This window comes from Undibacterium sp. YM2 (assembly GCF_009937975.1).
Taxonomy (GTDB): Bacteria; Pseudomonadota; Gammaproteobacteria; order Burkholderiales; family Burkholderiaceae_D; genus Undibacterium.
In genome coordinates, this window is sequence record NZ_AP018441.1 from 1,069,688 (window position 1) to 1,093,890 (window position 24,203).

19 protein-coding genes are annotated in these 24,203 nt (G+C 51.9%); 10 read left to right on the top strand and 9 right to left on the bottom strand.

The window, feature by feature from the left end; all coding sequences use genetic code 11:
• Positions 1 to 7: 7 nt before the first annotated feature.
• From pepP to UNDYM_RS04945, 3 genes are read right to left on the bottom strand one after another with little or no spacing between them, the layout of a single operon-like run.
• Complete coding sequence (gene pepP / locus UNDYM_RS04935; protein ID WP_162040042.1) at positions 8 to 1,357, bottom strand: Xaa-Pro aminopeptidase; 1,350 nt, start codon at positions 1,355 to 1,357, stop codon at positions 8 to 10.
• A gap of 2 nt (positions 1,358 to 1,359) precedes the next feature.
• Positions 1,360 to 2,073 (bottom strand): N-acetylmuramate alpha-1-phosphate uridylyltransferase MurU, encoded by a 714-nt coding sequence (gene murU, locus UNDYM_RS04940; protein ID WP_162040043.1) that lies wholly within the window; start codon positions 2,071 to 2,073, stop codon positions 1,360 to 1,362.
• An 18-nt stretch (positions 2,074 to 2,091) separates the two neighbouring features.
• Entirely contained in the window at positions 2,092 to 3,042 is a 951-nt protein-coding gene (locus UNDYM_RS04945) for an aminoglycoside phosphotransferase family protein (RefSeq protein ID WP_232064081.1), read from the bottom strand.
• A gap of 261 nt (positions 3,043 to 3,303) precedes the next feature.
• Between UNDYM_RS04945 and UNDYM_RS04950 the strand changes: the two genes are divergently transcribed.
• From UNDYM_RS04950 to rsmA, 4 genes are all read left to right on the top strand, one after another.
• Complete coding sequence (locus tag UNDYM_RS04950; protein ID WP_232063697.1) at positions 3,304 to 5,634, top strand: LPS-assembly protein LptD; 2,331 nt, start codon at positions 3,304 to 3,306, stop codon at positions 5,632 to 5,634.
• 155 nt (positions 5,635 to 5,789) lie between these two features.
• Positions 5,790 to 7,166 carry a peptidylprolyl isomerase gene (locus tag UNDYM_RS04955; protein WP_162040047.1) on the top strand — a complete coding sequence of 459 codons (1,377 nt, stop codon included), beginning with the start codon at positions 5,790 to 5,792 and terminating at the stop codon, positions 7,164 to 7,166.
• Positions 7,166 to 8,206, top strand: a complete 1,041-nt coding sequence (gene pdxA, locus UNDYM_RS04960) for a 4-hydroxythreonine-4-phosphate dehydrogenase PdxA (RefSeq protein ID WP_162040048.1) — start codon at positions 7,166 to 7,168, stop codon at positions 8,204 to 8,206. Before UNDYM_RS04955 ends, pdxA begins: the two co-directional genes overlap by 1 nt.
• A gap of 38 nt (positions 8,207 to 8,244) precedes the next feature.
• Positions 8,245 to 9,027, top strand: coding sequence for a 16S rRNA (adenine(1518)-N(6)/adenine(1519)-N(6))-dimethyltransferase RsmA (gene rsmA, locus UNDYM_RS04965; protein ID WP_162040050.1), 783 nt, complete (start codon positions 8,245 to 8,247; stop codon positions 9,025 to 9,027).
• Between the two features lie 31 nt (positions 9,028 to 9,058).
• Here rsmA and UNDYM_RS04970 read toward each other — a convergent pair whose 3' ends face one another.
• The gene (locus UNDYM_RS04970) at positions 9,059 to 9,505 is read right to left on the bottom strand and encodes a response regulator (protein WP_162040052.1); all 447 of its coding nucleotides are present in this window, start codon (positions 9,503 to 9,505) and stop codon (positions 9,059 to 9,061) included.
• Positions 9,506 to 9,701: 196 nt separating this feature from the next.
• Here UNDYM_RS04970 and pgi point away from each other — a divergent pair, with 196 nt between their 5' ends.
• Entirely contained in the window at positions 9,702 to 11,348 is a 1,647-nt protein-coding gene (gene pgi, locus UNDYM_RS04975; protein ID WP_162040054.1) for a glucose-6-phosphate isomerase, read from the top strand.
• A gap of 273 nt (positions 11,349 to 11,621) precedes the next feature.
• On the opposite strand, the gene UNDYM_RS04980 is transcribed toward pgi, so the two are convergent.
• Both UNDYM_RS04980 and UNDYM_RS04985 read right to left on the bottom strand, forming a co-directional pair.
• Positions 11,622 to 12,041 (bottom strand): VOC family protein, encoded by a 420-nt coding sequence (locus tag UNDYM_RS04980; protein WP_162040056.1) that lies wholly within the window; start codon positions 12,039 to 12,041, stop codon positions 11,622 to 11,624.
• Between the two features lie 95 nt (positions 12,042 to 12,136).
• Positions 12,137 to 14,509 (bottom strand): GspE/PulE family protein, encoded by a 2,373-nt coding sequence (locus UNDYM_RS04985; RefSeq protein ID WP_162040057.1) that lies wholly within the window; start codon positions 14,507 to 14,509, stop codon positions 12,137 to 12,139.
• A 341-nt stretch (positions 14,510 to 14,850) separates the two neighbouring features.
• On the opposite strand from UNDYM_RS04985, the gene UNDYM_RS04990 reads away from it, so the two are divergent.
• From UNDYM_RS04990 to UNDYM_RS31025, 4 genes are all read left to right on the top strand, one after another.
• Entirely contained in the window at positions 14,851 to 15,615 is a 765-nt protein-coding gene (locus UNDYM_RS04990; protein WP_162040058.1) for a 3',5'-cyclic-nucleotide phosphodiesterase, read from the top strand.
• A 108-nt stretch (positions 15,616 to 15,723) separates the two neighbouring features.
• A complete protein-coding gene (locus UNDYM_RS04995) occupies positions 15,724 to 17,364 on the top strand; it encodes an HD family phosphohydrolase (protein WP_162040060.1) in 1,641 nt (546 codons plus the stop codon).
• Positions 17,365 to 17,466: 102 nt separating this feature from the next.
• Positions 17,467 to 18,012 carry a CHASE2 domain-containing protein gene (locus UNDYM_RS31020; protein ID WP_255456530.1) on the top strand — a complete coding sequence of 182 codons (546 nt, stop codon included), beginning with the start codon at positions 17,467 to 17,469 and terminating at the stop codon, positions 18,010 to 18,012.
• Positions 18,013 to 18,059: 47 nt separating this feature from the next.
• Complete coding sequence (locus UNDYM_RS31025; protein ID WP_255456531.1) at positions 18,060 to 19,733, top strand: CHASE2 domain-containing protein; 1,674 nt, start codon at positions 18,060 to 18,062, stop codon at positions 19,731 to 19,733.
• Positions 19,734 to 19,745: 12 nt separating this feature from the next.
• Here UNDYM_RS31025 and UNDYM_RS05005 read toward each other — a convergent pair whose 3' ends face one another.
• Complete coding sequence (locus UNDYM_RS05005) at positions 19,746 to 20,999, bottom strand: benzoate/H(+) symporter BenE family transporter (protein ID WP_162040062.1); 1,254 nt, start codon at positions 20,997 to 20,999, stop codon at positions 19,746 to 19,748.
• An 88-nt stretch (positions 21,000 to 21,087) separates the two neighbouring features.
• On the opposite strand from UNDYM_RS05005, the gene UNDYM_RS05010 reads away from it, so the two are divergent.
• The gene (locus UNDYM_RS05010) at positions 21,088 to 22,524 is read left to right on the top strand and encodes a PLP-dependent aminotransferase family protein (RefSeq protein WP_162040064.1); all 1,437 of its coding nucleotides are present in this window, start codon (positions 21,088 to 21,090) and stop codon (positions 22,522 to 22,524) included.
• A 12-nt stretch (positions 22,525 to 22,536) separates the two neighbouring features.
• On the opposite strand, the gene UNDYM_RS05015 is transcribed toward UNDYM_RS05010, so the two are convergent.
• The gene (locus UNDYM_RS05015) at positions 22,537 to 23,175 is read right to left on the bottom strand and encodes a hypothetical protein (RefSeq protein WP_162040065.1); all 639 of its coding nucleotides are present in this window, start codon (positions 23,173 to 23,175) and stop codon (positions 22,537 to 22,539) included.
• A 31-nt stretch (positions 23,176 to 23,206) separates the two neighbouring features.
• Positions 23,207 to 24,136, bottom strand: a complete 930-nt coding sequence (locus UNDYM_RS05020) for a LysR family transcriptional regulator (RefSeq protein WP_232063698.1) — start codon at positions 24,134 to 24,136, stop codon at positions 23,207 to 23,209.
• Positions 24,137 to 24,203 lie beyond the last annotated feature (67 nt).

Here is a 24,203-nt window from a genome sequence, read left to right on the forward strand (position 1 = left end):
AGCACTTTCAGCGCGCACGCATTTCTGCTTCAATTTCAGCCACTGTTTTTGGGGTGTCACGGCTCAGATTCAAATGCCCGTCTGCCGTGATCAGGATATCGTCTTCTATGCGTATCCCTGTGTTCCAGTATTCTTCCGGCACGCCTTCTGCAGGGCGCACATAGATGCCCGGCTCTATGGTGATGACCATGCCAGGCTGCAGTTGGCGATACGCCCGGGTATCGCCAGTTTTCAGTGCTTCTCGATAGTCACCAACATCATGCACATCCAGACCCAGCCAGTGGCCGGTACCATGCATGTAGAACTGACGGAAGGCGGCACTGGCAATCGCATCGTCAAGACTGCCGACCTTGTTCTTGTCCAGCAAGCCAGTATCGAGCATGCCCTGAGTCAGCACGCGTACTGCTGCATGGTGACCATTCATATACACAGAACCTGGTCGTGCACATTCCAGCGCGGCCTGCTGTGACGCCAGCACGATTTCGTACAGGCGTTTTTGTGCAGGGCTGAACTTGCCATTGGCAGGGAAGGTGCGGGTGATGTCGGATGCATAGCTGTCAAATTCGCAGCCGGCGTCAATCAATACCAGATCACCATCTTTGATCTGCGCCTGATTGCTCTGGTAATGCAAAATGCAGGCATTGGCACCGGTAGCAACGATGGAACCATAGGCCGGTGCCTGCGCACCATTGCGGCGGAATTCATAGAGTAATTCTGCTTCCAGTTCGTATTCAAATTTGCCTGGCCTGGCGCTGCGCATGGCGCGTGCGTGTGCTTCGGCAGAAATACTGGCAGCGCGTTGCATCAGCGCGATTTCTGTCGCATCCTTGAACAGGCGCATTTCATCGACGAGTGCGCGTACATCAACTGTAATGCCTGGTGCCCTGATGCCACTGCGACCTTTGTCACGCACGGCTTGCAGGCTCTGTTGTACCTGGCTGTCTATGTGCGGTTCCTGCGCGGTGCTGTAAAACAATGTGCGTGCATCACTGAGTAATTCTGGCAGTTTGTCTGCCAGAATGTCTATGGGGTAAGCTGCATCGAAGGCAAATTCTTTGGCGGCTGCCTCTGGCCCAAAACGAAAGCCATCCCAGATTTCACGTTCAGGATTTTTTTCGCGGCAAAACAAAATCGATTCTTGTTTGTCCGCAGTGGCGACAAGCACGAGCACCGCTTCCGGTTCAGTGAAACCGGATAGATAATAAAAATAACTGTCGTGGCGGAAGGGAAAGTGATTGTCGTTATTACGTATCCATTCACGGGCAGTTGGTATGACTGCCACACCACCACCTTGCGCCTGCATCTGCGCCATCAGTTGCTGGCGACGTGCAGAATAGTCAGTGGCGGTGTTGTTCATGCTTATCCTTTGAAATTCAATGGTGCGTTCAGTGCTTCGAGCTGATCTGGTGTGCCCAGATTATGCCATTCGCCACGGTACAGCTCGCCGCCTATGCGGCCTGCATCTATGTATTCGCGCAGCAAAGGGCCAAGCTTGGCATGGTCACCCGGGCGTATCGATGCAAACATTTCAGGGCGATACACGCCTATATTGCCAAAGGTGAGTCTTGGCGTGCCTTCATTCGACAAACCCATCAGTGTCATGGCAAAGTCACCAGTCGGATGGAAGCTGGGGTTTTTCACCATATACAACCAGGCAATATCGCGTTTGTCTGCAGGATGTGGATTACCCCAGGGGTCATTTTCTTCCAGGGTATTGAGGCATTCCGCAAAATTGAAGTGGGGGATATAGATATCGCCGGATACCACGATAAAGGGATCTTCACCCAGCAAGTGCAGGGCCTTGGTAATACCGCCTGCGGTTTCCAGCGCCTGTTCTTCGGCTGAGTATTGTATCTTTGCCCCAAAGCGTGAACCGTCACCGAGAGCATCTTCTATCATGTGGCCGAGGTGGGCATGATTGATGACCATCTCGGTGATACCTGCTTTGACCAGGTTCAGGATATGCCAGACTATCAGCGGCCTGCCGCGCACCTTCAACAAAGGCTTGGGGCAGGCATCGGTTAATGGACGCATACGTTCGCCGCGCCCGGCGGCAAGTAACATGGCTTTCATGATTTTTATTGCTCCGCCTTAGAAGGTGTAGCCAACTTGCGGCGCATTGTCTTCCAGTTCATCCAGCAGGCGCAACAGCGGGATCAGTTCCTTGTAGCGATGCGAAGTCTTGCGCACATATTCCATGACAGTCGGAATATCAGCGATGTAATGGTGCTTGCCATCACGGTGTGACAGGCGGGCGAAAATGCCAAGGATTTTGAGGTGGCGCTGCAAGCCCATCCATTCAAAATCGCGGTAGAAACTGTCGATGTCCGGTGCTACCGGCAAGCCTGCACGGCGGGCTTTTTCCCAGTAACGTATGGCCCAGTCGAGCACGATTTCTTCATCCCACTGTACATAGGCGTCGCGCAACAGCGACACCAGATCATAGGTGATCGGGCCATATACGGCATCCTGGAAATCGATGATGCCGGGATTGCCCTTGTCCATCCACATCAGGTTGCGTGAGTGATAGTCGCGGTGCACATATACTTGTGGCTGTGCCAGTGCGCTGGCCAGCAAATGATCAAATACCTTGTCCAGTGTGGCAGTTTGCGCATCGGTGAGCGTGACACCCAGGTGCTTGCCTACATACCACTCCTTGAAAATATTCAATTCACGCAGCAGGAAAGGTCTGTCATATTCAGGCAGGACATCGGCCTGGCTCTGCGCCTGAAACAGGATCAGGCTGTCTATCGCATCCAGATACAGTTTGTGGGCATTGTCGCTGTTCAAGATCTGGCCATAGGTGTGCATGCCCATATCGGTGACCAGCATGAAACCCTGCTCCAGATCGTGTGCCAGTACTTCAGGCACAGTCAGGTTGATACTTTTCAAAAGATTCGCCATCTTGATAAAGGCTGCGGTATTCTCGGTCGCGGGCGGTGCATCGACAGCGATCAGGCTGCTACCATCTTCAGTGTCAATTCTATAATATTGGCGAAAGCTGGCATCGGCAGATGCTGCACGCATGCTGTCCAGCTTCATGGCATGCCCATTCAGGCGGGCAAGCCAGGTTTGCAGCGTTTGCTTGCGTTGCTCTTTTTCGGGGGAGATCGCTGCAGATGCTGCAGAATTCCCTGGGATTGCTGTAGAAGACATGTATAAATAGTAATGGAAGTTAGTTTGTCTGCATACTTCAAGTGGTTTTGCCAGCATTTAACCTATAATAGGCGACTGATTTCTGGCATATTGTCTGTATGACATCGTCCAGCATTGTTGGCAAAACGCTTATTGACCACTGAATTCATGCGCAGGAAACCCGTATTATCTCACTCACCGCTGTTGTTTCCTACTATCCCGGCAATTCTGGTGTCGGTTTTGGTGCCCGCCTACTTTTCTCAGGCGATGGCTCAGAACGTCGTCACAGCCAAGCCGGATGAAGTTCAGGCTCCAACACAGCTGGCAACCCCTATACCGTCACCACTGCAAACTCAGACCGACGACAAGTCGTCCAAAGAGTCTCTGCCCAGCCAGAAGCAACTGGAGAAGCTGAGCGAAAAGCAAAAGCAGGATGACAAAAATGCACCTGTGACTGTCCGGGCCGGTAATTTCTCTGGGATGCCAGAGCGCTATATCAAGTTTGAGCATGATGTAGAAGTCGTCAAAGGCGGCACCCGCATCAATGCAGATGAGGCGATGTACCGCAATCTCGAAGACGAAGTTGAAGCCAGCGGTAAAGTCCGCATGACACGTTACGGCGACTGCTATAAGGGTGATGCCTTGCGCATGCAGCTTGATGCCAGTTCCGGCTATGTCGCCAATCCCATCTATAAACTCTTGCGCAATAATGCCCAGGGACACGCCGCACGCATCGATTTTCAGGATGAAGAGCGTTCCCTGATCACGCGCGGTACCTACAGCACATGCGAAGGCCTGGACCCTGACTGGTATCTGCAATCAGATACCCTGAGCCTTGATACAGGCCTCGACAAGGGCGTGGCTGGCAAGTCAGTGTTGTATTTCAAAGGCATGCCTATCCTGGCGACGCCCTCGTTGACCTTCCCTTTGTCGGGCGCACGTCATTCCGGTTTGCTGCCGCCGATACTGGGGGCGTCATCCAAGGGCGGCCCTGAAATCACACTTCCTTATTATTTTAATATTGCACCTAACCGTGATTTGACGCTCTACCCCAAAATGATCGCCAGGCGCGGCCTGCAACTCGGGATAGAGGGGCGTTATCTGGGTGAGACCTATGCCGGTGAAACCAGTGTCGAAGGTTTGCTCAGTGACCGTGTCACAGGCACTAACCGTTATGCGGTCGCCTCCATACACCAGCAAAAATTACTGCCGCAACTGGAACTTTCCTGGAATATCAACTCAGCATCTGACGATGATTACCCGGCAGATTTCTCACGCACGATAACCAAGACTGCGCAACGCCTGCTGTTGCGCGAAGCCAATCTGACTTATTACGGTTCTTTCTGGAGCCTGGCACTCAGGACCTCAAATTACCAGGTCTTGCAGGATCTGGCTGCGCCGATAGCGCGCCCCTATGACAGGCTGCCGCAATTGCAATTGCATGCCGAGCAACACGATATTGCCGGGCTGGACTGGTCCATGGACAGCATATTGACGCGCTTCTGGCATCCGACCTTGGTGCGTGGTGACAGGGCAGTGTTCAATCCCCAGATTTCTGTGCCTCTGGTGCAGGCTGGTGGTTTTGTCATCCCGAAAATCTCTTTCCATGCGACAAACTATCATCTGGTGAATCCTGAACCAGGCAAGGAAGCTGATTTCCATCGCGTAGTACCAACTTTCTCGGTGGATAGCGGGCTGGTGTTTGAACGCAAGACCGAGATGCTTGGCAAGGCACTGACCCAGACGCTGGAGCCCAGGCTGTTTTATGTGAATACCCCTTACCGCGACCAGTCGCGCATGCCCAACTTTGACAGCGCGGTCGCCGACTTTAATTTCGCCCAGATTTTCAGTGAAAACCGCTTTACCGGCCAGGACAGGATAGGCGACTCCAACCAGATTACTGCCGCCCTGATTTCCCGCTTTATCGAAGGCAATGGGGACGAAAGCCTGAAACTGGCAATAGGCCAGCGCTTCTATTTCAATACGCAAAAAGTCACGCTCGACAATACCGTCAGCCCCAGCCGCTCAGATTTGCTGCTGGCGGCAACTGGCAAACTGTCATCGACACTGAGTGGCGAGATGGCTTTGCAACTGAGTCAGACCGACAGGCAGTCAGTACGTGCCAACTACGGCGTGCACTGGCAGCCTTCACCGAAAAAAGTACTGAACCTCGAATACCGTTATCAGCGTAACAGCCTGGAACAGGTCGATGTCTCAGCTCAATGGCCAGTGGCGGACCGCTGGTACATGGTAGGCAGAAGCAATTACTCCATGATGGACAAGAAGATGGTAGATGGCTTGCTGGGCTTTGAATACAAGGCTGACTGCTGGTCATTGCGCTTCCTGGCACAAAGGTTTGCCACCAATAGCGTTAACAATACATCGGGCTTTTCCATACAGCTGGAGTTGAATGGTCTGGCCAGGCTGGGCTTTGGTGCCAACCCGATTGATGCTTTGAGAAAGAATATTTCAGGCTACCAGTCTGGCAGTGAGCGCTAGCTTGTTGCTGTATATAAATAATTTGCTGTACTAACAATACACATGCTGTACATGCTCTGCTTGGCAGTTTATGAAACCGGAGCGAACGTGTATATTGCAACTTTTGCCCGCTTTGATGCTCTCACGGGAATGGCTTAACAGGATTTTGGACCAATATGCGACCTTTATTGCAAATGAAACAAAGTAATTTATTCACAGTACTGGCAGTGTCTGCTGGCCTGCTCATCAGCTCGACAGCCTGGTCGCAAGTCAAACTCAGCCCTATTGCTGTTCCCAAGACGCAAAACAGCAAGGCGCAAAAGGTCAACAGCATCGTTGTTGTGGTCAATGATGAAGTAATTACCCGGCAGGAACTGGATGCACGCATGCTGGAAATAGAAATGCAGCTCAAAAAGCAGGGCACACCCTTGCCTGACCGCGCCGTGTTGCAAAAGCAATTGCTGGAACGCATGATCACTGACCGCGCCCAAATGCAGCTGGCCAAAGAAAATGGCATGCGGGTAGATGATGTCATGCTCGACCGCACCATGTTGCGCCTGGCAGAGCAAAACAAGATGAGCTTGCAAGAGTTCCGTAACCAGATCGAGCGTGAAGGCACTTCGTATGCGAAGTTCCGTGAACAGATTCGTGACGATATCATCATGCAACGCATACGTGAGCGTGAAGTCGATAGCAAGATACAGGTATCTGAAACCGAGATCGATAACTACCTGGCAGCCGAAGCCAACAACAAGGCAGCCGCCAAGCAGGAATTGAATCTGGCACATATCCTGATCAGCATTCCTGAAAAAGCCTCTGCTGAACAAATCGCCGCACGTCGCGCCCGCGCTGACGAAGTCTTGAAAAAATTGCGTGAAGGCGCAGATTTTGGCAAGACCGCCGTCACTTACTCAGACAGCTCAGAAGCCTTGAAAGGCGGCGACATAGGCTGGCGCGAGCAAGACCGTTTGCCGCAATTGTTTGTCGATGCCATCAGCAAGGTCAAGGTGGGTGAATTCTCTGATATCGTGCGCAGCCCGAATGGTTTTCATATCGTCAAAGTCAATGGCAAGCGTGCCATGAACGACACCAAGGCTGCCGCTGCTGAACAGCAAAGCCATGTGCGCCACATTCTCATCAAGGTCAGCCAGATTGTGACTGCAGATGAGGCACGCAAGAAATTGCTGGAATTCAAGCGCAAGATAGAAGCCAAGGAAGCCACTTTTGAAGACCTGGCCAAGACCCACTCTGCAGATGGTTCTGCCTCCAAAGGTGGTGACCTGGGCTGGTTGTACCCTGGTTCCACTTTGCCTGAGTTTGAGCAAGCCATGGACAAGCTTGCCATCAATCAGATCAGTGAACCGGTGACCACACAATTTGGTGTGCACCTGATCCAGGTGACAGAGCGCAAGGCCGATGAATTGTCGAAAGACAGGCAACGTATCGCTGCCCGCCAGGCTGTGCGCGAGCGCAAATCAGATGAAGCGCTGCAAGACTGGCTGCGCGAAATCCGCGACCGTGCCTATGTTGATTTCCGCCTGGAAGAAAAATAATGCCACAGCCCAGTTTGCCGGTCATCGCGGTAACCGTAGGCGAACCGGCTGGCATAGGGCCTGAAATTGCGATACGGGCTGCCTGGCAGTTAAGGCATGAAGTCAGGTCGGTATTGATAGGTGATGCTGCCTATCTGTCCATGCTGGCAGCCGAGCTTGATCCTGCCATCAGCATGATGGGTGTGTCCCTGCAAGCCTTGCGGCACCAGGGCCTGCCTGCCTCTGGCAATGAACGCCTGACCATTATCGATTGTCCTCTGAGTGCGTTTGTGATTGCCGGTCAGCTGGACCCGCGCAATGGCCGTGCCGTTTTGCATACCCTGGATGTGTCTATTGAAAGCGTGCAGCGCAAATGGTGTGAAGCCGTAGTTACTGCCCCTTTGCAAAAAAGCACCATCAATGACGCTGGTGTAGCTTTTAGCGGTCATACCGAATATTTCGCCGAGAAAACCTATACTGGCCGCGTTGTCATGATGCTGGCCAGTGAAGCCAATGAGCATTTGCCGCAAGCCCTGCGGGTGGCGCTGGCAACCACGCATTTGCCACTTCGTAAAGTTGCTGATGCCATACAGTTTGATGACCTGTGGAAGACTCTGGAAATCATCCATGCCGACTTGCGCAGCAAATTTGGCATAGAAAATCCACGCATCCTGGTGGCTGGCCTGAATCCGCACGCGGGTGAAAACGGTTACCTGGGCATGGAAGAAATTGAAGTCATCACGCCCGTCATCAAAAAAGCGCAAGAAGCTGGCATGCAGGTCAGCGGCCCTTATCCAGCAGATACCCTGTTCCAGCAAAAATATCTGGAGCAGGCAGACTGCATACTGGCGATGTACCATGACCAGGGCTTACCGGTGCTCAAGCATGCGAGTTTTGGGCTGGGAGTGAATATCACACTTGGTCTGCCGCTGATACGCACCTCGGTCGATCATGGTACAGCCCTTGACCTGGCGGCCAAAGGCACGGGGCATGCTGATGTCAGCAGCATGTTGGTGGCGATACGTGTTGCGGCCAGTATGGTCAACAAGCAAGAAAAATAAGTAAGCAGAAAATAAGCAAGAAAATACGCAAGAAAAATATGAAACATATCCCTCGTAAACGTTTTGGCCAGAATTTCCTGACCGATGAACTGGTCTTGAGCAATATCACGCGTGTCATCAACCCGCGCCCTGGTCAAACCATGGTCGAGATAGGCCCGGGCCTGGCTGCCATGACGCGCCAGTTGCTCGATGGACTTACACAATTGCACGTGGTGGAGCTGGACCGCGATCTGGTCGCCCGCCTGAAGAAAAATTTTTCGCCAGAAAAACTCATCATCCACGAAGGTGATGCCCTGCAATTTGATTTTGCCTCCATCCCTGTGCCTGAAGGCCAGAAGTTGCGCGTGGTGGGCAACCTGCCTTACAACATCTCCAGCCCCTTGCTGTTTCACCTGGCCGAGATAGCACCGCTGGTCGAAGACCAGCATTTCATGCTGCAGAAAGAAGTGGTCGAGCGCATGGTTGCGGAGCCAGGCAGCAAGACTTATGGCCGTCTGTCGGTCATGCTGCAGGTGCGCTATCACATGGAATTGATGTTCATCGTGCCGCCAGAGGCATTTGACCCGCCACCACGGGTAGAATCGGCCATCGTACGCATGATACCCAAGCCGGGCGCTTTGCCTTGTGATATCAAAAAACTGGAAGAAGTCGTCACCAAGGCATTTTCGCAAAGACGCAAGGTAGTGCGCAATTGCGTTGCCGGTTTATTGTCAGAAGCAGATTTGATTGCTTGTGGTGTTGATCCGCAACTGCGCCCGGAAACCATTTCGCTGGAAGCCTATGTCGCCATGGCTAATCTGTTGAGCTCTCGTCAGGCCTGATACTGTTTTACTGTTCCACCATTTTGTACAATTACAAAAGGCCTGTGTTACGCCAGGCTTTCCTGCGGTCTATCAGGGTCTTCAATTGCTTGTGGGATTTTGTCACGGAATAATTGATGGATTGCAGCAGGGTAGCGGGATTGAAGGGCTTGACGATAAAGCCATTTGCCCCTGCCTTGATGGCTTTGACCACAGTCTCTTTATTATTGCTACCCGTGACCATCAGCACCACGGTATCAGGCGAAACTTTCTTGATATGCTCGAGTATCTCCAGCCCGCTGATGTCCGGCATCATCACGTCCAGACACACTACTTCAGGTATGGTTTTTTCCAGCCAGTCCAGCGCCGCCACGCCGCTGGAAGCTTCGCCTATGACATTAAACGCTTCGCTATGCAGGATATGCTTCAGCATGGAGCGGCTGATATCATTATCATCCACGATAAAGATGCCTATGTCTCGCCTGTCCAACATGTTCATCTGTTTCCCCTGATAGTCAGATAAATACCAGTCCCTGAATTTGGCTTAATTCGTTTACGATAATTGCAGATCAGGTTTTTGTCTGCAAAAATCTAAATAAGTTAATTAATGTTTATTTTAGCAATAAACAAGCTGGCAACATGCATAATTGTGTAGCCTATAATCTGAGGCAAGAGACAGACAAACCAGGAATAACATGAACATTACCCACACTCCCGAATGGCAGGCCCTGCTGGCACATCAACAAAGGCTGGAGCAACAGCATTTGCGCGAGTTGTTTGCCGCCGACAGTGACAGGTTCAGGCATTTTTCGGTAGAACTGGATGGCTTGCTGGTGGATTATTCCAAGCAGCGCATAGACCAGCCCGCCCTGGATAGCCTGATTGCCCTGGCACGCCTGTCCAAAGTGGAAGGCTGGCGCGACCGCATGTTTGCCGGCGAAAAAATCAATATCAGTGAAGACCGCGCGGTCTTGCACACTGCCTTGCGGCATACGGATTTCACGCCCTTCCCGAACGAGGCAGAAGATGTCATGCCCAAGGTCAGGGCAGTGCGCAAGCAGATGCGCGATATTGTCGAGCGGGTGCGCAGCGGTTTGTGGCGCGGCTTCAAGGGCGATGCGATACAGACTATCGTCAATATAGGCATAGGCGGTTCTGACCTTGGCCCCAAGCTGGCGACGCGTGCCTTGTCGGCCTACCAGCATCCCGGCCTGGACTTCTATTATGTTTCTAACCTCGACAGCGCCCACCTCGCACCCTTGCTGGAAAAGCTGGACCCGCGCACGACTTTGTTCATCGTCGCTTCCAAGACTTTCACGACGCAAGAAACCAGCATCAATGCCCAGACCGCACGCACCTGGTTGATGGCGGCTGCGATGGAAGAATGGGCTGTCAGCAAGCACTTCATTGCCGTCACTTCCAGCCCCGGCAAGGCACATGAATTCGGCATCCCTGACGCAAATATCTTGGAAATCTGGGATTGGGTGGGCGGACGTTACTCGCTGTGGTCGGCGGTCGGCTTGTCGGTGGCGCTGGCAATAGGCATGAATGGTTTTGAGCGCCTGCTGGTCGGGGCCGAAACCATGGACAAGCATTTCTGTAACGCGCCGCTGGAAAAGAATCTGCCTGTCTTGCTGGCCCTGATCTCAATCTGGAATACCAACTTCCTCGGTGCCGAGACTACGGCTATCCTGCCATATAACGAATCAATACGCCATTTGCCAGCCTTCTTGCAGCAACTGGAGATGGAGTCGAATGGCAAGGCGGTAGGCCGTGATGGTGAAGCGCTGAGCTGCCGGGCCAACCCCATCGTCTGGGGTGAGATAGGGGTGAATGGCCAGCATGCTTTCTTCCAGCTGTTGCATCAGGGTGGCTGGTTGATACCCTGTGATTTTGTGGTGGCTGCCTCCAGTGATTATCCTCTGCCAGGTCACCAGGCACCCTTGCTGGCAAATTGTCTGGCGCAGAGTGCGGCCCTGGCCTTTGGCAAGACCGAGGCACAGGCGCGTGAAGAGTTGTCACAGGCTGGCCTCAGCGATGCCAATATCGCGAGGTTGCTGCCACATAAGGTATTTGCCGGTAACCAGCCATCGACCACCATACTCATGCCCAGCCTTGATCCTTTTCAGCTCGGCATGTTGCTGGCCCTGTATGAACACAAGGTTTTTGTCCAGGGCGTGATCTGGGGCATCAATTCCTTTGACCAATGGGGTGTGGAGCTGGGCAAGCAACTGGCGAACCGCCTGTTGCCAGCGATTCTGGGCAACCAGGAATATGATTCGCATCTGGACACGTCGACCAATGGCCTGATTGCGTACTTCCGCAGGCATGGTCACGTTTGAAGAGAAATAGTGATTGAAAGAAATGGTTAAAACTTCTCGAAAGCATATTGGCAAAGTTGACGCAAAGAATCTTGCTTGATATAAAGTAAGCTCTTAAATCAATCTAGGATGCGTCTATGTGGACAGGAATTTTTGGCGTTGTCTCGGTCGTCATCGTCGTCAGCATGGTGGTGTTGATACGTGCCATGAATAAAGAAGCGCGCCGCGCTGATCATCAGAATTGAAATAAAAAACGCAGACCATGGTCTGCGTTTTTTTATGGCTAGCTCCTGATTACCAGTTGCCTGTATTTGGCATCGAAGCCCAGGGTTCAGTCGGTGCCAGCGGCTCACCCTGTTGCAGCAACTCTATCGAAATATTGTCTGGTGAACGCACAAAAGCCATGTGACCATCGCGTGGCGGGCGATTGATGGTGACACCGTGATCAGCGAGGCGCTGGCAAAGTTCATAGATGTTCTCTACACGGTAAGCCAGATGGCCAAAATTGCGGCCACCAGTATATTCTTCCGGGTCCCAGTTATAGGTCAGTTCTACCTGGGCATCATGGTCGCCAGGCGCTGCCAGATACACCAGAGTGAAGCGGCCGTTGGGATATTCTTTCTGATGTACCAGTTCCAGCCCCAGTGCATCACGGTAAAAACGCAGGGAGGCCTCAAGGTCGGTGACGCGCACCATGGTGTGCAGATATTTCATGTTTGCTTTCGAAAAAATCCTGCCTGAGCGTGCTTACCATGCGTACTCAGAGCAGTACAGAAGATAGGCAGGATTTTAGCTGATTTTGCAAAAAACTATTTTATGCAAACGATTCTGACCTGCTTCATATCCGTTAATCCGGAAAGAACTTTTTCTATACCGTCCATTTTCAGGGTCAGCATCCCATCTGCCAGTGCGGCAGTCAGCAATTCAGAGACGCGGGCATGGTCTTGTATGAGCTTTTTGATCATGTCGTTTGCTACCATCAGTTCATGCAAACCTAGCCTGCCTTTATAACCTTTTGAGCAATGCTCGCATCCCACAGCCTTGTATAAAGTGAATTTGCCGGCCTTGTCGGCATATTGAGTCTGCCAAGTGGTGAACACCTTTTTCCTGGCTTCTATGGGATTTTTGACGAAATTCTCGGTGTTCAGCAATTCCTGGCAATATTCATCCAGCAACTCCATCATCTCTTCTTTGCCTGGATGATAGGCTTCCTTGCACTTGCCGCACAGGCGCTTGGTCAGGCGTTGCGCCAGTATGCCCAGCAAGGCATCGGCGAAATTGAAGGGGTCCATGCCCATGTCCAGCAAACGGACGATGGATTCCGGGGCGCTATTGGTATGCAGGGTGGCAAATACCAGATGGCCGGTCAGCGAAGCTTCCAGGCCTATCGAGACGGTTTCCTTGTCGCGCATCTCGCCAACCATGATGATGTCAGGATCAGCCCGCAAAAAAGCTCGCATGACGGTGGCAAAGTCCATGCCGGACTTGCGGTTGACCTGAACCTGGCGCAAGCCTTTCTGGGTGATTTCCACCGGGTCTTCGGCTGTCCAGATCTTGGTCTCAGGCGTGTTCAGATGACTCAGCACTGAATGCAGTGTCGTGGTCTTGCCTGAACCGGTAGGGCCGCAAACAAAGAACAGGCCATAGGGTTTGCTGACCACATTTTTCAGGCGTTCAAGGTTGTAGGGCAATACGCCCAGCTTATCGATAGGGATAGGCTCACCGGCAGCCAGTATGCGCATGACTACGTCTTCCATACCGCCAGAAGACGGGATGGTGGCGACGCGTAATTCTATGTCATAGGGGCCATATTTTTTGAACTTGATCTTGCCATCCTGCGGTTTGCGGCGTTCAGAAATATCCAGGTCACACATGATCTTGATACGCGCCAGCAGGGCGCTGCGGTAACTGGCCGGTATTTCAATATACGGTGACAGTGAACCATCCTTGCGAAAGCGTATCAGGGTTTTTTCCTTGCCTGGCCGTGGTTCTATATGGATGTCTGAGGCGCCTTGCTGATAAGCATCGATGATGATCTTGTTGATCAGTTTGACGAGCTCATTCTCCACTGCAGCAGATACTTCAACAGTGGCCTGCCCACTGTTTTCTTCGTCCTCATCATCGAGGCCTGACAGCAGTTCATCGACTGAGCCGCCATCCGAGACGGTACCAAAGAACTGGTCTATGGTTTGCAGGAATTCTTTCCTGGTGGTGACCCGGTAATTGATCTTGGAAGTTGCAAACACATGGTTGACGACATGCGTGGTATTGGTATGTTCAGGATCTATGGCCAGCACGGTCAGGCCATTCTGGTCTTCCATGATGGGCAGCCAGGAATTCTGTTCCACGTACTGGCGCTTGAGTTTTTTGACCAGATCAACGGGGATGATACGCTCGGCCTTATAGGGCTCATAGGCAACGCGGAAGTATCTGGATAAGGCCTGCCCCAGACTGGCGATGGGAATTTTAAAATCTTCCGCCAGGACCTCTTCCAGGTCCAGCAGATTGCGTCTTGCCGCCCTGACAGCGAGCTCCATTTCCTGTGCAGACAGGATCGCTTCCGACACCAGAAAATCAAACTTGGTACGTGGCGTATTGGTTGGCAGTACCTTGCTTTTTTGGGTAAAGGCGACTGCCAGGGTTTCACACAAGGCCTGCACGCCTTCGGCGGCAATGGCATTGAAAGCATCGCCCAGTTTGTGATTAATGAATTGCACCACGCCCAGCAGCTCATTACTTTGTGCTTCGACGATGGGTGCCACCAGCATTTGCTTGGTGCGGTAACCGGTACGCTGATCAACCGCACTCTGGAACTTCAGGGTAGGTGAGTGTGAGCGCAATTCCTCTTCATCATACACATCACGCAGGCTGATCATGGTCTTGGTCAGGGCAACGTGACCGGCGATACTTTGGTCGGAAATGGACAGGCGCAAGTCCTTGAAAGAATTCAGGCCAGTCTTGATCTTGGAAATCAGGGTGACCTTGTCCTGGGCCACGACATAAATCGTCAGGCGGTCACATTCAAACAGATTGCAGATGTCAGGCGAGACATCGAGCATGATCTGGTCCAGGGCCTCTGCACCATGTATCTTGTTGGTCAGGGTTTGCAGGCGTTTAAAGAATTGCAGCCTGTGATCCAGACCTTCCTTGGAAGCATTTGCGGCTTGAGCAGTTACAACCATTCGTTTTCCTTTGTTACACGTTCTGCAGCATGAAGCAAGACGTAAAGTCAGAAGCTAATTATCAGCTTTAATATGATGCGCATTGCAAGATACTGTAAATTATTATTCTCTTAAGTCAATTTTTACAAAAATGTATCACGGAAGTCGAATGTCTGACCACAAAGTCAACTCTTTATAGCGTAAAGCGACAAATTAGCCTATCTTCAGGGAAGGAATGATGCAGAAGGTATTCTTGTCTTCAAAGAAAGTGTTAAGCTTGCCCGGAGACCGGTAGGCGGGTAATGCCGGTCTCGGGATAACAAAGCCCCTGGTTGGACAGAGGCACACTATTTTTTGTCTTTATGAACTTACAAATTCTTGGCTGTGCAGGTGGGATAGGCGGCAATGAACCCTACACCACCAGCTTACTGATAGACGATGATGTCTTGCTCGACGCAGGCACTGGTTTGTCGCGGCTCAGCATAGAACAACTGGTGGCGATAGATCATGTGTTTATCAGCCACAGTCATCTCGATCATGTGGCTGGTCTGGCCCTGCTGATGGATGCCGTCTTTGGCAAAAGGAGCAAGCCAGTCACCGTACATGCCACGCCTGAAGTCTTGCATGCACTGAAAAACCATATCTTCAACTGGAGTATCTGGCCAGATTTCAGCACTTTGCCGAATATCGATCATCCATCCATGCAATATGAAGAGATGCAACCCGGCACGACTTTGATGCTGGGTGAGCGCACGATTACTTCACATTTGGTCGATCATGTACCCGGCTCAGTTGCGTACTGGGTACGCTCTGCTGGAAAAGGATTTTTGTTTACCGGTGACATGGCGAGTACGCCCGCACTGTGGAAAAACCTGGGCGGGCAGGCCGCTTTGGATATGGTGATAGTGGATTGTTCTTTTCCTGATGCAGAAGCTGAGCTGGCCCAGCTTTCCAAACATTTTTGTCCCGCAGCCCTGGTCAAAGACATCGCTGCGGTACCTGCCAGTGTAGTGTTTTATATCTATCACCTGAAACCCGGGCAAGAAGCACATATCATGGCAGAACTGGAGCAAAATAAGGACAGGAAATTTAAAGCGCTCAAAATTACTGATAATTTCAGTTTTTGAAATGCAGGGGCTCCTTGCATACCCTGTTCACAGGGCTGAAATAATGAAGCATCAGTATGGACATCTGCGCTTAAGCAAGAATTTGGATACGATCTGGAGAAAGTGATTATGACTGCACTAAGCAGTAGCGAAATTGCACAACGCCTGGAAAAGCTGACGGAATTAAGCCTGGAGCTGAGCAATAATCACGACACACCATTATTGCTCGAAAATATACTGCGCTCGGCAAAAAGTATCACTTATGCCGACGGTGGCACCCTCTACCGTACCAGCAAAGACAAACAAAGCCTGTGCTTCAATATTTCCCTCAATGACACCCTGAACATGTATCAGGGCGGAGTGAGAGGTCATACGGTAGACATACCCAACATCCCCCTGATTGATGCCAATGGCAACCGGAATTTGAATGCCGTGGCAGCCTATGCCGCCAACTATAAAATCTCGGTGAATATTCAGGACGTGTACACCGTTGGGGTTTTCAATTTTTCTGGTACCCGCAATTTTGACCAGCAGTTCAATTACAAAACCAAATCCCTGCTGACCGTGCCCATGCACGATCATGAAGGTGAACTCATCGGTGTCTTGCAACTCATCAATGCCAAGGACCCGGAGACTGGCGAGCTCTGCTCCTTTACCGAAACCGATCAGCGCTTTATCGAAGCCCTGGCTTCGCAGGCTGCCATCGCGCTGACCAACCAGCAATTGATATCACAACTGGAAAACCTGTTTGTCTCGCTGGTACACCTTATCAATATTGGCATTGATGAAAAATCTCCGCATACAGGCAGACACTGCCAGCATGTGCCCGAGCTGACCATGTTGCTGGCGAATGCCGTGCATGAAACGCGCGAAGGGCCGCTGGCACATTTTTCCATGACCGACAAAGACCGCAAGGAATTGTGGATGGCTGGCATCCTGCATGACTGCGGCAAGATTTCCACACCTGTGCATGTAGTAGAAAAATCCACCAAGCTGGAAACCATTTTTGACCGCATACACTTGCTCGATACCCGTTTTGAAGTCTTGAAACGCGATGCAGAAATCAAGGTGTTGAAAAGTAAATGTGCCCTGTACCAGGCCAGCGTCAATAATGAAAACCTGATCGCCGAGCTGGAGCAGGGTTTGCAGGATGAGCTGGCGAAAATCGAAGAGGCAAGAAACTTCTTGCGTAAATTGAATATAGGCTCGGAAAGAACCAGTCCTGAAGACTTGCAGCGGGTGAACGATATCGCGGCATGGCAATGGACTGATGCCAGTGGCGCAGCCCAGCCCTTCCTGAATGCCGACGAAGTAGAAAACCTGTCCGTGCGTGCCGGAACTCTGAATGCGCAAGAGCGCGCCATCATCAATAATCATATTTCCACCACCATCAAGATGCTGGAAGCCCTGCCCTGGCCCAAGCATTTGCAAAACGTGCCTGAATATGCCGGTGGCCACCATGAACGCATGGATGGCAAAGGTTATCCACGCGGCTTGCGTGGTGAACAAATGTCAGTGCAGGCCAAGATCATGGCAATAGCCGATATCTTTGAAGCACTGACCGCCAAAGACCGGCCCTACAAAGATGGCAAGACCCTGACAGAGTCACTGCACATCCTCGGCAGCTTTGCCCTGAATGGCCATATTGATCCAGACTTGTTCAATATCTTCGTCAAGAAAAAAGTTTATCTGACTTATGCTGAACGCTTCATGGACAAGAGCCAGATCGATGATGTTGATCTGAGCAAGGTACCAGGTTACCGTAGTTGAGTGTCATATCCAGACTTCCTGCTGCCGATGTTGAAAGACACGGAGTGGCAGGAAAATTTTCCGGCTTAAGCACTACCTGAAACCGAGTTTGTGGAGGAAAGCTTGCAGAAGCACATCAACAAACTGACACGCTGGGGCATCTGCGTGCTGCTGATCCTCATGGCTGCCTTGCAGGCAAATGGTAATTTGCCGACCACCCTCATAGAAAAAGTCGATTACTTTATCTATGACCTGCGCATGAGATGGGAACCAACGACCTTCAACCCCGACATTGTCATCGTCAATATCGATGAAAAAAGTTTGCAGGAGGTAGGGCAGTGGCCCTGGAACAGGGGAGTCGTCGCTGATCTGATAGAAAGACTGACCGACGATTACCATGTCAGGGCAGTGGGGCTGGATATCGTCTTTTCAGAACCGGACAACAGCACCGGCATACAGGTGCTGGAAGGCTTGGCGCAAAAAGAGTTAAAGGAAAATCCTGGCTTTGTAGCGCAAATGCCTGCACTCAGAAAAGAACTCGATTTTGACGACAGGCTGGCAAAGACTTTAGCAGGGCGCCCTGTGGTTTTGGGTTATGTGTTTTCAAATACTCCGGACGACAGTTCAAAAGGCCTGCTGCCCCCCCCGCCTTTGTTGATGCTGACCTAGGCGAACGCAGTTTTGAATCTGCCATCTACACCAAATACACCGCCAATTTGCCAGAGCTGCAAAAAGCGGCGATTGCCGGTGGATTTTTCAATCCCTCGCCAGATGCCGATGGGGTGATACGGGGCATTCCCTTGCTGGCAAAATATGGTACTGGCTACTATGAAGCACTATCACTGGCAACAGCACGTATTGCCCTGAATGCCAGCAAAGTAAAACCAGTGTTTCTGCAGGCTGATGGCATCAATTCTCAAAGTTTTTTGAATAATTATGGCTCGATAGAAGCGATCAAGCTTAACTCCACACCCAACAAACGCATACCCGTAGAACCATTGCTAACTGCGCTGATCCACTATAAAAGCAAGGGTGGGCCAAATGGTGGCGGGTTTGCCTATGTGTCAGCCTCGGATGTGATCAAGAAGCACCTTGCTGTCGATAAGCTCAAAGAGAAAATCATCTTGATAGGGACGACGGCAGCGGGGCTCAAGGACTTGCGTACGGCGCCGCTTGGACTGGATTACCCAGGCGTGGAAATGCACGCGAATGTGATCGCTTCGATACTGGATGGCGATGTCAAGCAACGCTCTGACAGCACGCGCGGCTTTGAAGTCATACAGGTATGCCTGATCGGTTTATTGCTCAGTTTTGCACTGTCGCGTTTCAAGGCGCTGGCAGCCGTGCTGTGCACTACGGCAATGCTGGCACTGGTGATCGCCTTCAACTACTGGATGTATCAGTCCTTCAACCTCGTCCAGCCGCTGGCAACAGTGCTGCTATTGATTGTTGCCCTGTTTGTGTTCAATATCACCTGGGGTTATCTGGTTGAGTCGAGAAAGCTGCGCGGCGTGGTCAGACGCTTTGGTGAATATGTAGCACCGGAACTGGTTGCCGTCATGGCAGAAGAACCTGACAGCTACACCATGGAAGGTGAGATCCGCGAGCTGACAGTGATGTTCTCTGATGTGCGCGGTTTCACGACTATTTCCGAAAGCATGAGTGCAGCAGACTTGCGAGAATACATCAATATCTACCTGACCGCGATGTCAGAAGAAATTCGCGGCAATCGCGGCACACTCGATAAATACATAGGTGACTGCGTCATGGCTTTCTGGGGGGCACCGGTGCGCCTGGAAGATCATGCCAGGCTGGCCGTTGCCAGTGCGCTGAAAATGCAATCCATCGCGCAAGGCCTGAGTGTCGATTTTGTCAAGCGTGGCTGGCCTGCCTTGAAGATAGGAGTAGGCTTGAACACAGGTGAAGTGCGCGTAGGTGACATGGGTTCCAAGATCAGGCTCGCCTATACTGTCATGGGTGATGCGGTGAATCTGTCTTCACGCCTGGAAGGTATTACCAAGGTATATGGTGTCGGCGTCGTGGTTGGTGAAGCGACAAAAAATGCGGCGGCAGAATTTGCCTATCGTGAGCTGGACAGGGTCAGGGTCAAAGGCAAGACCAGGCCCATCTCGATTTTTGAACCGGTTGCCATCGCAACGGATATAGACGATGTTCAGTCTGCCTTGCTGGAACTATGGCATCAGGCACTCGATGATTTTCGCGCGCAGCAGTGGGATGTTGCCGAAAAATCTTTCCGCTCATATCTGGAAGTCCGTGCAGAAGACCTGGCAGCCCAGGTCTTTCTGGAGCGTATCGCCCACTACCGGCAAAACCCATTGCCTGCCGACTGGGACGGGGTAGCGACCTTTGTCAGCAAGTTCAGTGAATAAAACTGACAAGTGTCATTTGACTTTTACGCGTAGCAAGTAATAGCTGATCACGCCAAGCACTATGCCCCAGCAGGCTGAACCCAATCCCAGCAAGCTGATATTCGATGCTGTAACGATAAAAGTGATCAGCGCAGCTTCACGTTCTGTCGTTTCTTGCATGGCATTCACGAGACCATTCTGAATTGCGCCCAGCAGTGCCAGACCAGCTACCGTGGTGACAAGCGCATGTGGCAGGTGCAGGAACAAGGCAGTCAGGGAACCAGCAAAACTACCTATCAACAAATAGAAACCACCGCAGGCTACACCGGCAACCCAGCGTTTTTCTGCTTGCTGGTGTGCTTCTGGCCCGGTGCAAATCGCCGCAGTAATCGCCGCCAGGTTAACGCCATGTGAACCAAAAGGTGCCAGCAAGATACTGACAAAGCCAGTAGCACTGACCAGCTTGCTGGTGGGGGCATGTTCATAACCAGCGGCGCGCATGACAGCCACACCCGGTACTTGCTGGCCAGTCAGGCATAGCAGCGCCAATGGCAAGCCCAGACTGATGATGGCACTCAAAGAAAATTCAGGCGCGGTCCAGACTGGCATCGTCAAACCCAGTCGTACAGCAATAGACTGCCCCTGATTGGAATCACCCCAGCCCAGGACACTCCAGAGCACGACACCGCTGAGCAAGGTCAGGACGATGGCATAGCGTGCGCTACGGCGCTTGAATATCAGGTAAGCCGCGAACATGGCTGTCACCAGCCAGGGAGCGCCTGCAACATCGCTACGGGTATTGGCAAATACATCAACCCCAAAGCGAAACAGGATACCTGCCAGCATGGCCGCACACAAACTCTTGGGTATTTTTGCCATGAGTTTTTCAAAGATACCGGTAATGCCTATCAGCCATATTGCTGCTGCCGCAACCAGGTAGGCACCTATGGCCTGGTGATAAGGCACCGTCGCCAGGCCCGTTACCAGCAAGGCAGCACCCGGCGTGTTCCAGGCACAAATCACCGGTATCTTGTGCCGCCAGCTCATCCATACGCCTACCAGGCCCGAACCTATCGAGATCGCCCATATCCATGAGCTGGTTTGCGCTGTTGTCAGTTTTGCGCTTTGTGCTGCCTGTAATATCAACAGCATGGGGCCAGCATAAGAGATCAGGACGGCAATCAGGCCAGCCAGCACCGCAGGAAAAAAATCTGCCGCCTTAGCGGCAAAACCCGGCTTGATGGCATTTGCCGGGGCAAGGAGAGAGGGAGAGTGTGGTGTATTCATGCATCCAGTCTAGTTCAGTGCAGGCCAGCGTTTACTTACAGTAGTGATCTGTCTTATGCTATACAGATTCACATTTAAGGTATCTGTTATGCAGCACAGTTACAGGCAACTGGCAGACGCCATCGGTGCAGATATCCGGGCCAGCCGCTATCAGGTAGGTGAGCGCCTGCCATCGGTGCGTTTGATTGCAGAAACGCAGCACGTCAGTGTTTCTACTGCGATACGCTGTTACCGTTACCTTGAAAGCCAGGGCCTGGTAGAAGCGCGCAACAAGTCGGGCATCTATGTCGCTGACTGGAAAACCAGGCAAACGACAAGTGCAATTGCGCAGAAAAAAGCCAGTCAGGCTGCGCCAGCAGTTGAATACGACAAGCTGATGTCCCTGCAGCACAGGATGACGGAACTGTATTCGCTGACGGCGCAACCCCTGCATCTGGGGCTGCATCTCGCCAGCGCTGCGCCAGAATGGTATCCCTGTGAAGTCCTGGCCAAGATCGCCCAGCGCCTGCTGCGGCAAGACCCCATGCTGATCGGTGTGTATCCCGGCGGTACGGGTTTGCCAGCCCTGAAAACCAGCCTCATACACTGGCTGAAAAACGCAGGCATGGATTTGCAGGCAAACGATTTGCTTATCACCAATGGCAGCACAGAAGCCTTGAGTGTCGCCCTGCGTGCGGTTGCCCAGCCAGGTGATGCTGTCATCGTTGAATCGCCAGTCTATTTTGGCTTGTTGCAAATGCTGGAAAATCTGGGTATCAAAGCCATAGAAATCCCTTGCGTGCCAGGCCAGGGCATCAGCCTGGAAGCGCTGGAATATGCGCTTGAACATCAGAGCACGGTACGTGCCATTGTCGCTATGCCGAATTTCCAGAATCCCCTCGGTTGCGCCATGCCGGATAAAAACAAGAAGCGCCTGCTACGCCTGGTTGAGCAATATGACCTTGCCTTGATAGAAGACGATGTCTTCGGTGATCTTTCGCACCAGCAGGAAAGGCCGCAAGCCATCAAGGCCTGGGACAAGCAGGGCAGGGTCATCTATTGCGGCTCTTGCAGCAAAAGCCTGGCCCCGGCATTTCGTATAGGCTGGATAGCGGGTGGGCGATATCAGGCCAGGATCAATTCATTGAAGCTGAGTGCATCCCTGATCACGCCCTTGTTTGAGCAGGCGGTATTGGCTGAATTTATACAATCGGGTGCCTTGCCATCCCACTTGCGTAAGTTGCGGGAGCGCCTGGCGGCGAATATCCCGCTGGCGACTGCTGCCATAGCGCGCTATTTTCCCTTGGGCACCCAAGTCATCAGCCCTGCAGGTGGCTGGTGGTTATGGCTGGAATTGTCTGAACATATTGATAGCCTGGCTTTGCTGCGTCAGGCAGTAGCAAAAGGCATTGCATTTACACCAGGCAGTCTGTTTTCTGGCTCAGGCAAATACGCAAATTATCTGCGCATGAATATAGGGCGGCCTTGGGGGCGCGAGATGGAGCAAGGTATCAAAACCTTGGGCAGGCTGGTCTCTGAAATGTAATGCAGACGAGGCTTACTTTTTAAGCCGGTCAAATAAATTTTTGACTATCTTGTCTGCATTTTGCTCTTCAGTTTGTTCTTCTGTTTTGCTCACAGGTGGTTGCTGGCGTTTGGCAAACCTGGACAAGATGCCCGCTTTTCTTGTACGGATTTTCAGTAAAACGAAAGGGATGATGCGCCAGGCTACCACACCATCCAAAGGTTTCACTGGGATTAAATTGAAGGCGATGATGATCAGATTGGTTTTGGTCAAAACGTCGAACACCGGGGACAATTGAAACATCCATATGGGTGAGAAATGGAACAACAGATATTGCACGATCACCGTCAACACTAGCAGCAACAACTGCGCAAGCACGCCTCCCCAGGCAATTAAAATATCCTCTGATTCATAATACGGTGTCTCATGCGTGCATTCACCATGCATCAAAAATAGCTTGATGGCATAAACCTTGGTATCTGTATATCTTGCAGCAATCGCGTGACCAAATTCATGGAAGAGCAGGATGGTGATGAATGCCAGAAAGGTCGGGAACAGCCAGACCAGCTTCATTCCCTGTATCAAAGCCCAGGGAAACCAAAGCAGGATAGTCCAATGCGCATAAACTGGTATCCTCTTCCAGTGCGCGAGCTTCCAGTAACCTGAATCCATAAGGCATGTCTGTATTGATTAATACTCTATTTTACAAGAGCCCGGCAGCGAGCAATGCCTTATCCCATTCCGGCACAGGCTGATACTCTTCCAACAGAAAATCAATCAGCGCCCGCACCTTGGGGCTGACCTTGCGGGTGGCTGGGTAAAGCGCGGTGAAGTCATTCAAAGGCAAGGTCCAGTCTGGTAAAACTGTTACCAGCCGACCATCAATTAAATCACGCCATGCCAGAAAAGTCGTGTCATAGACTATCCCCAGCCCCCGCAGGGCAGCCTGGTGCAAGACCTTGCCATTGTTGGAGGCAAAACCGGGCGTGATATCGACCGCAAGGGTTTCGCCATCGCGCTCAAAATGCCAGGTATTGCCCTGGGTAAGATGGCTGAAGTGCAGGCAGCGATGCCGGTTCAATTCTGTAGGGTGTGCTGGCATGCCATGCTCTGCCAGGTAAGCCGGACTGGCACACAACAGGCCACGGCAAGGTGCCAACCTGCGTGCATGCAAGCCGGGGCTGTCAGGTATGCCACCAACCCGTATGCTGAGGTCAAAGCCATGCTTGAACGGGTCGAGCAGATTGTCATCCACATGCAGGGTGGGTTGCAGCATGGGGTGTAGCAGGGTAAAGCGGGCCAGTGCATCTGCCAGCCATTCGCTGCCAAAGCTATTTGGAGCCTGTATGCGTATGCCACCGGCCAGATCATTGCCCGCCTGGCTGACCACCAGCCGCGCCTGCCGTGCATGCTCTACACTGGCGCTGCAAGGTTCCAGGTAAGTCTGGCCTAGCTCAGTCAGGCTGACTTCACGGGTCGATCTGTGCAGCAGCCGAGCGCCCAGTTCAGCTTCCAGTTGCATGATGTGCTTGCTGACCATGGCACGGCTGATACCCAGATTGCGTCCGGCCGCGCTAAAACTGCGTTGCCTTGCCACTTCGACGAAGATTTCCATTGCTTTTAGTTGATCCATGAAAGCCATTGTCTATAGATTGGATACAATCTGTCAATCATTGTGGGTATTGTGCGCAACAAATGAA

Coding starts and splice junctions, on each gene's coding strand:
- pepP (WP_162040042.1), bottom strand. CDS start 1,357: ATGAACAACACCGCCACTGACTATTCTGCACGTCGCCAGCAACTGATG.
- murU (WP_162040043.1), bottom strand. CDS start 2,073: ATGAAAGCCATGTTACTTGCCGCCGGGCGCGGCGAACGTATGCGTCCA.
- UNDYM_RS04945 (WP_232064081.1), bottom strand. CDS start 3,042: ATGAAGCTGGACAGCATGCGTGCAGCATCTGCCGATGCCAGCTTTCGC.
- UNDYM_RS04950 (WP_232063697.1), top strand. CDS start 3,304: ATGCGCAGGAAACCCGTATTATCTCACTCACCGCTGTTGTTTCCTACT.
- UNDYM_RS04955 (WP_162040047.1), top strand. CDS start 5,790: ATGCGACCTTTATTGCAAATGAAACAAAGTAATTTATTCACAGTACTG.
- pdxA (WP_162040048.1), top strand. CDS start 7,166: ATGCCACAGCCCAGTTTGCCGGTCATCGCGGTAACCGTAGGCGAACCG.
- rsmA (WP_162040050.1), top strand. CDS start 8,245: ATGAAACATATCCCTCGTAAACGTTTTGGCCAGAATTTCCTGACCGAT.
- UNDYM_RS04970 (WP_162040052.1), bottom strand. CDS start 9,505: ATGAACATGTTGGACAGGCGAGACATAGGCATCTTTATCGTGGATGAT.
- pgi (WP_162040054.1), top strand. CDS start 9,702: ATGAACATTACCCACACTCCCGAATGGCAGGCCCTGCTGGCACATCAA.
- UNDYM_RS04980 (WP_162040056.1), bottom strand. CDS start 12,041: ATGAAATATCTGCACACCATGGTGCGCGTCACCGACCTTGAGGCCTCC.
- UNDYM_RS04985 (WP_162040057.1), bottom strand. CDS start 14,509: ATGGTTGTAACTGCTCAAGCCGCAAATGCTTCCAAGGAAGGTCTGGAT.
- UNDYM_RS04990 (WP_162040058.1), top strand. CDS start 14,851: ATGAACTTACAAATTCTTGGCTGTGCAGGTGGGATAGGCGGCAATGAA.
- UNDYM_RS04995 (WP_162040060.1), top strand. CDS start 15,724: ATGACTGCACTAAGCAGTAGCGAAATTGCACAACGCCTGGAAAAGCTG.
- UNDYM_RS05005 (WP_162040062.1), bottom strand. CDS start 20,999: ATGAATACACCACACTCTCCCTCTCTCCTTGCCCCGGCAAATGCCATC.
- UNDYM_RS05010 (WP_162040064.1), top strand. CDS start 21,088: ATGCAGCACAGTTACAGGCAACTGGCAGACGCCATCGGTGCAGATATC.
- UNDYM_RS05015 (WP_162040065.1), bottom strand. CDS start 23,175: ATGGATTCAGGTTACTGGAAGCTCGCGCACTGGAAGAGGATACCAGTT.
- UNDYM_RS05020 (WP_232063698.1), bottom strand. CDS start 24,136: ATGGATCAACTAAAAGCAATGGAAATCTTCGTCGAAGTGGCAAGGCAA.